Below are 8603 nucleotides of genomic sequence, written 5' to 3'. Positions count from 1 at the left end.
GCGATGTTCCAAACTCTAGCAGGCCCGATTTCCGGCCGTTTCAGGGGGGGTCGCTTTCGCGTTTCCGCGGTTTCCCGCGCCTGCCCAGCCAAGTTCCGGCCTGCTTTTAGAGTTTTCCACTTCGGTTCCACCCACTCTACCAACACCAGTTGGGAGCTTGGTTCGTGGCCCCGCTGTCGCGCCCGGTCCGATTTTCTCGGCCCGTTCCGCGCTGACTTGAAGTAATTTACGCGTCGGCCGACCTAAAGTCAAGTCAGCCCGCAGTAGGACCGGAACGAGGCAAACCCGCAGGTCACCCGCCGTTTCCGGCCCTACGAACAGGCTAGTACAGCACCTTGATCCCCGCAGTGTGACGCTTGCCACGTCGGATGACCGCCCAGTGGCCGTGCAGCAGGTCGTCCTTCGACGGAGACCACGTCTCATCAGCGATTTTGGTGTTGTTGACGTAGGCGCCGCCCTCGTTGACGGTGCGCCGCGCGGCGCCGCGGCCCTGCGCGAGACCCGCCTCGACCAGCAGGTCGACGATGGTGGGCTCGTCGGACAGGCGCACTTCGCCGGTGGGGACCTCGGCCATGACCGCGTCCAGCGTCGCCTCGTCCAGCTCCGCGAAGTCCCCGCGGCCGAACAGCGCCTGGCTGGCGGCGATCACCTGGCGGGTCTGGTCGGCACCGTGCACCAGGGTCGTCAGCTCCTCGGCGAGCCTGCGCTGGCCGGCGCGCTGCTGCGGGCGTTCGGCGGTGGTGCGCTCCAGCTCCTCGATCTCCTCGCGGTCGAGGAAGGTGAACAGGCGCAGGTATTTGGCGACGTCCGCGTCCGCGGAGTTCACGAAGTACTGGTACCAGGCGTACGGCGAGGTCAGCTCCGGATCGAGCCACACGTTGCCGCCGCCGGTGGACTTGCCGAACTTCCGCCCCTCCGCGTCGGTGACCAGCGGCAGGGTCAGCGCGTGGGCGGTGGTGTTCTCCTGGCGGCGCAGCAGGTCCACGCCGGCGACGATGTTGCCCCACTGGTCGGAGCCGCCGAGCTGCAACCGGGTGCCGTGCCTGCGGTAGAGCTGCACGTAGTCGTTGGCCTGCAGCAACATGTAGCTGAACTCGGTGTAGGACAGGCCGTCGCCCTCCAGGCGGCGCTTCACCGTCTCCCGCGCGAGCATCGTGTTGATCGAGAAGTGCTTGCCTACGTCGCGGAGGAACTGGGTGACCGGCAGCTGCGCCGTCCAGTCCGAGTTGTCGGCGACCAGCGCGCCGGTCGAGGTCCCGTCGAAGTCGACGAACTTCGCCAGCTGGTGGCCGATCCGCTCGGTCCACGCCCGGACCGTGTCCTCGTCGTGCAGGTTGCGCTCCCCGACGTCCCGCGGGTCACCGATCAGGCCGGTCGCGCCGCCGGAGAGCACCACCGGGCGGTGCCCGGCGAGCTGGAAGCGGCGCAGCGTCAGCAGCGGGATCAGGTGGCCGGCGTGCAGGCTGGGTGCGGTGGGGTCGAAGCCCGCGTAGAGAGTGAGCGGCCCGGAATCCAGGTCCGAACGCAGCGCGTCGAGGTCGGTGGATTGCGCGATCAGGCCGCGCCAGGACAGCTCGTCAAGGATGTGCTCACTCACGCGACCCAGTCTGTCGCATGCCGACGAGCGGTTTCATGCCTGGTCCCGGATGCGCCGACGTCCCCCGCGCCGGTAGGGGCTCACCGCCGGGGAGCCGTCGATCCAGGACCGCCAGGGCAGGTCCACCGCGGTGGCGACGCCGACGCGCGGCCCGGTGCGCACGTCGTCCTCGTCGACGGCGGGGCCGTCGAGCAGCCGGATCGGCGAGTCCGGGTCGGTGAGGTCGATGCCGTTGTGCTCGCGGGTGATGCCGAGGACGCCCGCCAGCCGGGCGGGGCCGCTGGCGAGCTGGACGTCCTTGCGCACCGCGGGGCGGCGGCTGCGGGCCAGCTCGGTGCCGTCGAGGACCTCGGCCGCGCGCAGCAGCACCGCGCCGGGCACGCCGTCCTCGGTGCACACGACGTTGATGCAGAAGTGCAGCCCGTAGACGAAGTAGACGTAGAGGTGCCCGGCCGGGCCGAACATCACCGCGTTGCGCTGCGTCTTGCCGCGGTAGCAGTGCGAGGCCGGGTCGTCACCGCCGCGGTAGGCCTCGACTTCGACGAGCCGCACCCGCACGTCGCCCTCCGGGTGGCTGGACCGCAGCTCGCAGCCGAGCAGGCTGCGGGCCACCCGGAGGGGGTCGTGGGCGAGTTCCGCTCGCGTCAACTGGTGGCTCACGAGCGGAACAGTACCGACCGGACGTGAACGGTCCTCACGCCGCCAGCCAGGCGCGATGCGCCTCGATCGCGGTGAACACGCGGTCCCGCTGCTCGCGCACCCGGTCGGGCGCGGTGCCGCCGTGGGCGTCGCGGGAGGCGATGGAGCCGGGAACGGTCAGCACCTCCCGCACCTGCGGGGTGAGCGCGGGGTGCGCGGCGGTGAGCTCCTCGTCGGTGAGCTCGTCGAGCCCGGCCCCGCGGGCTTCGGCCGTGCGCACGCACTCCCCCGACGCCTCGTGCGCGACGCGGAACGGCACGCCCTGGCGGACCAGCCACTCGGCGATGTCGGTGGCAAGGGTGAACCCGGCGGGCGCGAGTTCGGCGAGCCGCTCGGTGTGGAAGGTGAGCGTGCCGAGCATCCCGGCCATCGCGGGCAGCAGCAGGTCGAGCTGTTCGACGGAGTCGAAGACCGGCTCCTTGTCCTCCTGCAGGTCCCGGTTGTAGGCCAGCGGCTGCGCCTTCAGCGTCGCGAGCAGGCCGGTCAGGTTGCCGATGAGCCGCCCGGACTTGCCGCGGGCCAGTTCGGCGACGTCGGGGTTCTTCTTCTGCGGCATGATCGAGCTGCCGGTGGCCCAGGCGTCGTCGAGCGTGACGTAGCCGAACTCGGCGGTGTTCCAGATGATCACCTCTTCGGCGACCCGGGACAGGTTCACCGCGAGCATGGCCAGGCAGAACGCCGATTCGGCCGCGAAGTCGCGGGAGGCGGTGCCGTCGATGGAGTTGTCCACCGCGCCGTCGAAGCCGAGCTCGGCGGCCACGGCCTGCGGGTCCAGCCCCAACGAGGAACCGGCGAGCGCACCGGACCCGTACGGGGAGAACGCGGTGCGGGCGTCCCAGTCCCGCAGCCTGCTGACGTCGCGCAGCAGCGCCTGGCAGTGCGCGAGCAGGTGGTGGCCGAGCAGCACCGGCTGCGCGTGCTGCAGGTGGGTGCGGCCGGGCAGCACCGCGTCCGGGTGGGCCTGCGCCTGCCCGGCGAGGGCGGCGACGACGTCGAGCACGCCTGCGGCGACGCGGCGGGTGGCGTCGCGCAGCCACATCCGGAACAGGGTGGCGACCTGGTCGTTGCGGGAGCGGCCGGCGCGCAGCTTGCCGCCGAGGTCGGTGCCGACGCGTTCGAGCAGCCCGCGTTCGAGGGCGGTGTGCACGTCCTCGTCGTCGATGACGGGCTGGAACGCGCCGGACTCGACGTCGGCGGCGAGCACGTCGAGGCCTTGGTGCATCCGGTCGAGCTCATCGGCCGTGAGCAGCCCGGCCGCGTGCAGCACGCGGGCGTGCGCGCGGGAACCGGCGATGTCGTAGGGGGCCAGCCGCCAGTCGAAGTGGGTGGAGAGGCTCAGCGCGGCCATCGCTTCGGCCGGGCCGGAGGCGAAGCGGCCGCCCCACAGCTTGGTGGGCTCGCTGCCTTGCTGGGTCACGGTGGGTCCTTATCGGGATTCGTTCGGATGGTGCGGGTTCGATCGGTCATCGTTCTCGCCGCCGGCGGGATGCGCGTCGCCCGGTTCGCCGTCCTCGGGGCGGGCGCGTTCGCCGGAGGCCATGTTGGTGAACCGTTCGGCGAGGTCGAGGCCGGTGAGCGGCTCGGGGGCGACGACCATGACGGTGTCGTCGCCCGCGATGGAGCCGACGGCTTCGAGCAGGGCGGCGCGGTCGATGGCGCTGGCCAGGAACTGCGCGGCGCCGGGCGGGGTGCGCAGCACGGTGAGGTTGCCGGAGCCGTCGGCGGAGACGAGCAGTTCCGCCAGCAGCCTGCTCAGGCGCGTGGTGCCGCCCTGCACCCCGCGCACGGGGCTGCCGTCCTCGGGGATGACGTAGACGGCGGCTCCCCCGTCGGGCCCGCGCAGCTTCACCGCGCCCAGTTCGTCGAGGTCGCGGGACAGCGTGGCCTGGGTGACGTCGATGCCGTCCCCGGCGAGCAGCCGCGCGAGCTCGGTCTGGCTGCGGATGCCCATCGCCGAGACCAGCTCGACGATGCGGGCCTGCCGGGCCGCCCGGGTGCTCATGACCGCTGCACCAGCCAGGCGAGCAGGGCCTTCTGCGCGTGCAGCCGGTTCTCGGCTTCGTCGAACACGGCGCTGGCCGGCCCGTCGAGCACGTCGTCGGTGACCTCCCAGCCGCGGTGCGCGGGCAGGCAGTGCAGCACGGTGGACTCGACGCCGGTGGCGGCGAGCAGTTCGGCGTTGACCTGGAAGGGGCGGAACGGGCTGACCCGGTCCTTGCCGTCGTTCTCCTGGCCCATCGAGGTCCAGGAGTCGGTGACGAGCACGTCGGCACCGTCCACGGCGGCGCGCGGGTCGGTGTCGACGCGCACGGAACCGCCGGTCTCGGCGGCGCGCTTGTTCGCCGCGTCCAGCACCCACTGGGCGGGAGCGAATCCCTCGGGGGCGCCGATGCGGACGTGCATGCCCGCGGTGACGCCACCGACCAGCAGCGAGTGCGCCATGTTGTTGGCGCCGTCGCCGAGGTAGGTGAGCGTGCGTCCGGGCAGTTCGCCGTGGCGCTCCCGCACGGTCTGCAGGTCGGCGAGGACCTGGCAGGGGTGGAACTCGTCGGTGAGCGCGTTGATCACGGGCACGGTGGCCGCGCCCGCCATGGCCTCGATGCGCGGCTGGGCGAAGGTGCGCCAGACGACGGCGTCGACGTAGCGGGACAGCACCCGCGAGGTGTCCTCGATGGTCTCCTCGCGGCCGAGCTGCATCATGCGGCCGTCGACCACCAGCGGCTGGCCGCCGAGCTGGTGGATGCCGACCTCGAAGGACATCCGGGTGCGGGTGGAGTTCTTCTCGAAGATGACCGCGATGGAGCGGCCCTCCAGCGAGCGGTCCCCGTTGCGGTCGGCCTTGAACCGAGCGGCGAGGTCGAGGATGTCGGTCTGCTCCTGCGGGCTCAGGTCGTCGTCGCGCAGGAAGTGCCGGAGCGTCACGGGATCACCTCCGTGGCTGTCGTGGTGGGGTTCGGGTGTTCGGGCAGGTCAGCCGAGCAGACCGGGCAGGGCGGCGACGAGCCGCCGGGCCTGGTCGGCGTCGAGCACCAGTGCGGGGCTCAGCCGCAGCACGTCGGGCTGCACGGCGTTGATCAGGTAGCCGGCGTCCTGAGCCGCGGCGGCGGTGGCGGCGGCGACGGGCTCGGTGAGCCGGATGCCGAGCAGCAGGCCGAGGCCGCGGACACCCGCGATCTTCGGGTGGCCGAGCTCGCGGACGCCGTCGGCGATGAGTTCGCCGATGGCCTTGACGTGGTCGAGCAGGCCGTCGGCGGCGATGGTGTCGAGGACGGCGAGCGCGGCCGCGCAGGCGACGGGGTTGCCGCCGAAGGTGGTGCCGTGCTGGCCGGGTTGCAGCAGTTCACCGGCGTCGCCGACGCCGATGCAGGCGCCGAGGGACAGTCCGCCGCCGAGGCCCTTGGCGAGGGTGATCACGTCGGGTTCGATGCCGTCGCGCTGGAACGCGAACCAGTGCCCGGTGCGGCCGATGCCGGTCTGCACCTCGTCGACGACGAGCAGCGCGCCGTGCTTCGCGGTGATCTCGCGGGCGGCCCGCAGGTAGCCCTCGGGCGGGACGATGACGCCGTTCTCGCCCTGCACGGGTTCGACGACGAACGCGGCGGTGGTGTCGTCGATGGCGGCTTCGAGCGCGGCGACGTCGCCGAAGGGCACGTACTCGACGCCGGGCGGCAGCGGGGCGAACGGTTCCCGCTTGGCGGGCTGGCCGGTGAGGGCGAGCGCGCCCATGGTGCGGCCGTGGAACCCGCCCTCGGTGGAGATGATCTTGAGCCGTCCGGTGCGCCGGGCGATCTTGAACGCGGCTTCGTTGGCCTCGCCGCCGGAGTTGCAGAACAGCACCCGCCCGCGCCCGGCGAACCCGGCGAGCTCCAGCAGCCGTTCGGCGAGTTCCAGCCCGGGTTCGTGGGCGTAGAAGTTGGAGACGTGCCCGAGGGTGCCGATCTGGCGGGTGACGGCCGCGACGACGTTCGGGTGGGCGTGGCCGAGCGCGTTGACGGCGATGCCGCCGACGAAGTCGAGGTAGGTGTTGCCGTCGGCGTCGGTGACCTCGCAGCCGGAGCCGCTGGTGAGGGTGAGCTTCGGAGTGCCGTAGTTGCCCATCATGGACGCCTGCCAGCGCTGGGTCCCGGTGGTGTTGGTGGTCATGCGGGTTCGCCTTCCTGTCCGGGCAGCACCATCGTTCCGACGCCTGCGCTGGTGAACACTTCGAGCAGCACCGAGTGCGCGAGCCTGCCGTCGATGACGTGGGCGCGCGGCACACCGCCGCGGACGGCGCGCAGGCAGGCCTCCATCTTCGGCACCATCCCGGCGGCGAGGCCGGGCAGCAGCGCTTCGAGCTCGTCGGCGTCGAGGCGGGCGACGAGCGAGGAGCGGTCCGGCCAGTCGGTGTAGAGGCCTTCGACGTCGGTGAGCACCACGAGCTTCTCGGCGCCGAGTGCGACGGCGAGCGCGCCGGCGGCGGTGTCGGCGTTGACGTTGTGCACCACGCCGTCCACGTCGGGGGCCACGGTGGACACGACGGGGATGCGCCCGGCGCTGATCAGGTCGAGCACCGCGTCCGGGTTGACGGCGACGACGTCGCCGACGAGGCCGACGTCGACGGGTTCGCCGTCGACGGTGGCGGTGCGGCGGGCGGCGGTGAACAGCTGCGCGTCCTCGCCGGACATGCCGACGGCGTGCGGTCCGTGCTGGTTGATGAGGCCGACGAGTTCGCGGCCGACCTGCCCGACGAGCACCATCCGCACCACGTCGAGGGTTTCGGGGGTGGTGACGCGCAGGCCGCCGCGGAACTCGCCGGTCATGCCGAGCCGGTCGAGCATGGTGGTGATCTGCGGTCCGCCGCCGTGCACGACGACGGGGTGCAGCCCGGCGAGGCGCAGGAACACCATGTCCTGCGCGAATGCGGCCTTGAGCTCGTCGTCGATCATGGCGTTGCCGCCGTACTTGACGACGACGGTGGCGCCGTGGAAGCGCTCCAGCCAGGGCAGCGCTTCGACGAGCACGCTGGCCTTCTCGGCGGCGGTGGCGAGGCGGTCGGCCGGGGTCTGTTCGGCAGGCGTCCGGTCGGCGGAGTTCTGGTCGGCCGGGTTCTGCTCGGCGGGAGCCTGTTCGGCGCTCATGAGGAGTACGCGCTGTTCTCTTCGACGTAGTCGTGGGACAGGTCGGTGGACAGGATGGTGGCGGCCTGGTCGCCGAGGTGCAGGTCCACGACGATCTCGATGTCGCGGCCGGTGAGGTCGGCTTCGCCGCGGTCCCGGTTGGGCAGTCCGCCCGCGAACAGCGAGACGCCGTTGGTGATGATCTCGACGCGACTGACGTCGATCTCGGCCTGGGCCCGGCCGAGCGCCATCGCGATCCGGCCCCAGTTCGGGTCGGAACCGAACAGCGCGGTCTTCACCAGGTTGTCCTCGGCGATGATCCGTCCGATGTGGACGGCGTCGTCCTCGGTGCGGGCGCCGCGCACGGTGATGTCCACGGCCTTGGTGGCGCCTTCGGCGTCGCCCTGCAGCTGGCGGACGAGGTCGGTGCTGATGGCGGTGAGGACCTCGGTGAGCTCTTCGGCGCTCGGTTCGACGCCGGAGGCGCCGGAGGCCAGCACCAGCACGGTGTCGTTGGTGGAGGTGCCGCCGTCCACGTCGAGCCGGTCGAAGGTGGTGCGGGTCGCGGCGCGCAGCGCGGTGTCCAGCACGTCCGGTTCGACGACGGCGTCGGTGGTGAGCACGCTGAGCATGGTGGCCATGTTGGGCGCGAGCATTCCGGCGCCCTTGGCGAATCCGCCGATGCTGAACCCGTTCCCGGCGGCGGTGGCCTGCTTGGCCTTGCTGTCGGTGGTGAGCACGGCGGTGGCGGCGGCGGTGCCCGCGTCCGCGGTCCCGTCGAGCGCCGCGGCCGCACCGTCCACTCCGGACACGACGGCCGGCATCGGGAGGCGTTCGCCGATCAGCCCGGTGGAGCAGACGGCCACGTCGATGGCGCCGACACCGAGGACGTCGGCGACCTTCTCGGCGGTGGCGTGGGTGTCCTGGAAGCCTTCGGGCCCGGTGCAGGCGTTGGCGCCGCCGGAGTTGAGCACCACGGCGTGCAGGCTGCGTTCCTGCAGTACCTGCTGGGACCACAGCACCGGCGCGGCCTTGACCTTGTTGGTGGTGAAGACCCCGGCGGCGGTGTGCCGCGGACCGTCGTTGACGACGAGGGCCAGGTCGAGCGCGCCGGTGGGTTTGATCCCGGCGGCCACGCCGGCCGCCCGGAATCCGGCGGGGGCGGTGACGCTCATGCGTTCTCCTCCGTGCTGGTGGTACCGGGTGCGGCG

Annotated in this window: 8 protein-coding genes; all 8 read right to left on the bottom strand. The window is 72.0% G+C overall.

Going from position 1 to position 8603, the window contains the following annotated elements; all coding sequences use genetic code 11:
• Window positions 1–322 precede the first annotated feature (322 nt).
• The 8 genes from tyrS to argJ are packed head-to-tail and all read right to left on the bottom strand — an operon-like array spanning window position 323 to window position 8567.
• Complete coding sequence (gene tyrS, locus LCD33_RS10260) at window positions 323–1597, bottom strand: tyrosine--tRNA ligase (RefSeq protein ID WP_224961616.1); 1275 nt, start codon at window positions 1595–1597, stop codon at window positions 323–325.
• Between the two features lie 33 nt (window positions 1598–1630).
• The gene (locus LCD33_RS10255; RefSeq protein WP_224961619.1) at window positions 1631–2257 is read right to left on the bottom strand and encodes a DNA-3-methyladenine glycosylase; all 627 of its coding nucleotides are present in this window, start codon (window positions 2255–2257) and stop codon (window positions 1631–1633) included.
• A 34-nt stretch (window positions 2258–2291) separates the two neighbouring features.
• Window positions 2292–3713 (bottom strand): argininosuccinate lyase, encoded by a 1422-nt coding sequence (argH, locus tag LCD33_RS10250; protein ID WP_224968534.1) that lies wholly within the window; start codon window positions 3711–3713, stop codon window positions 2292–2294.
• A 9-nt stretch (window positions 3714–3722) separates the two neighbouring features.
• Window positions 3723–4298, bottom strand: a complete 576-nt coding sequence (locus LCD33_RS10245) for an arginine repressor (RefSeq protein ID WP_224977764.1) — start codon at window positions 4296–4298, stop codon at window positions 3723–3725.
• Window positions 4295–5218, bottom strand: a complete 924-nt coding sequence (gene argF, locus LCD33_RS10240) for an ornithine carbamoyltransferase (RefSeq protein WP_224961626.1) — start codon at window positions 5216–5218, stop codon at window positions 4295–4297. Before argF ends, LCD33_RS10245 begins: the two co-directional genes overlap by 4 nt.
• A 48-nt stretch (window positions 5219–5266) precedes the next feature.
• A complete protein-coding gene (locus tag LCD33_RS10235; protein WP_224961627.1) occupies window positions 5267–6439 on the bottom strand; it encodes an acetylornithine transaminase in 1173 nt (390 codons plus the stop codon).
• The gene (gene argB / locus LCD33_RS10230; protein ID WP_224968540.1) at window positions 6436–7413 is read right to left on the bottom strand and encodes an acetylglutamate kinase; all 978 of its coding nucleotides are present in this window, start codon (window positions 7411–7413) and stop codon (window positions 6436–6438) included. Before argB ends, LCD33_RS10235 begins: the two co-directional genes overlap by 4 nt.
• Entirely contained in the window at window positions 7410–8567 is a 1158-nt protein-coding gene (gene argJ / locus LCD33_RS10225) for a bifunctional glutamate N-acetyltransferase/amino-acid acetyltransferase ArgJ (RefSeq protein ID WP_224961631.1), read from the bottom strand. Before argJ ends, argB begins: the two co-directional genes overlap by 4 nt.
• Between the last annotated feature and the right edge of the window lie 36 nt (window positions 8568–8603).

The sequence above is a fragment of the Saccharopolyspora sp. 7B genome, assembly GCF_020177435.1.
Classification (GTDB): domain Bacteria; phylum Actinomycetota; class Actinomycetes; order Mycobacteriales; family Pseudonocardiaceae; genus Saccharopolyspora_C; species Saccharopolyspora_C gregorii.
Note: the sequence above shows the minus strand (reverse complement) of the source record. Positions and strands in the feature narration are given on the sequence as shown.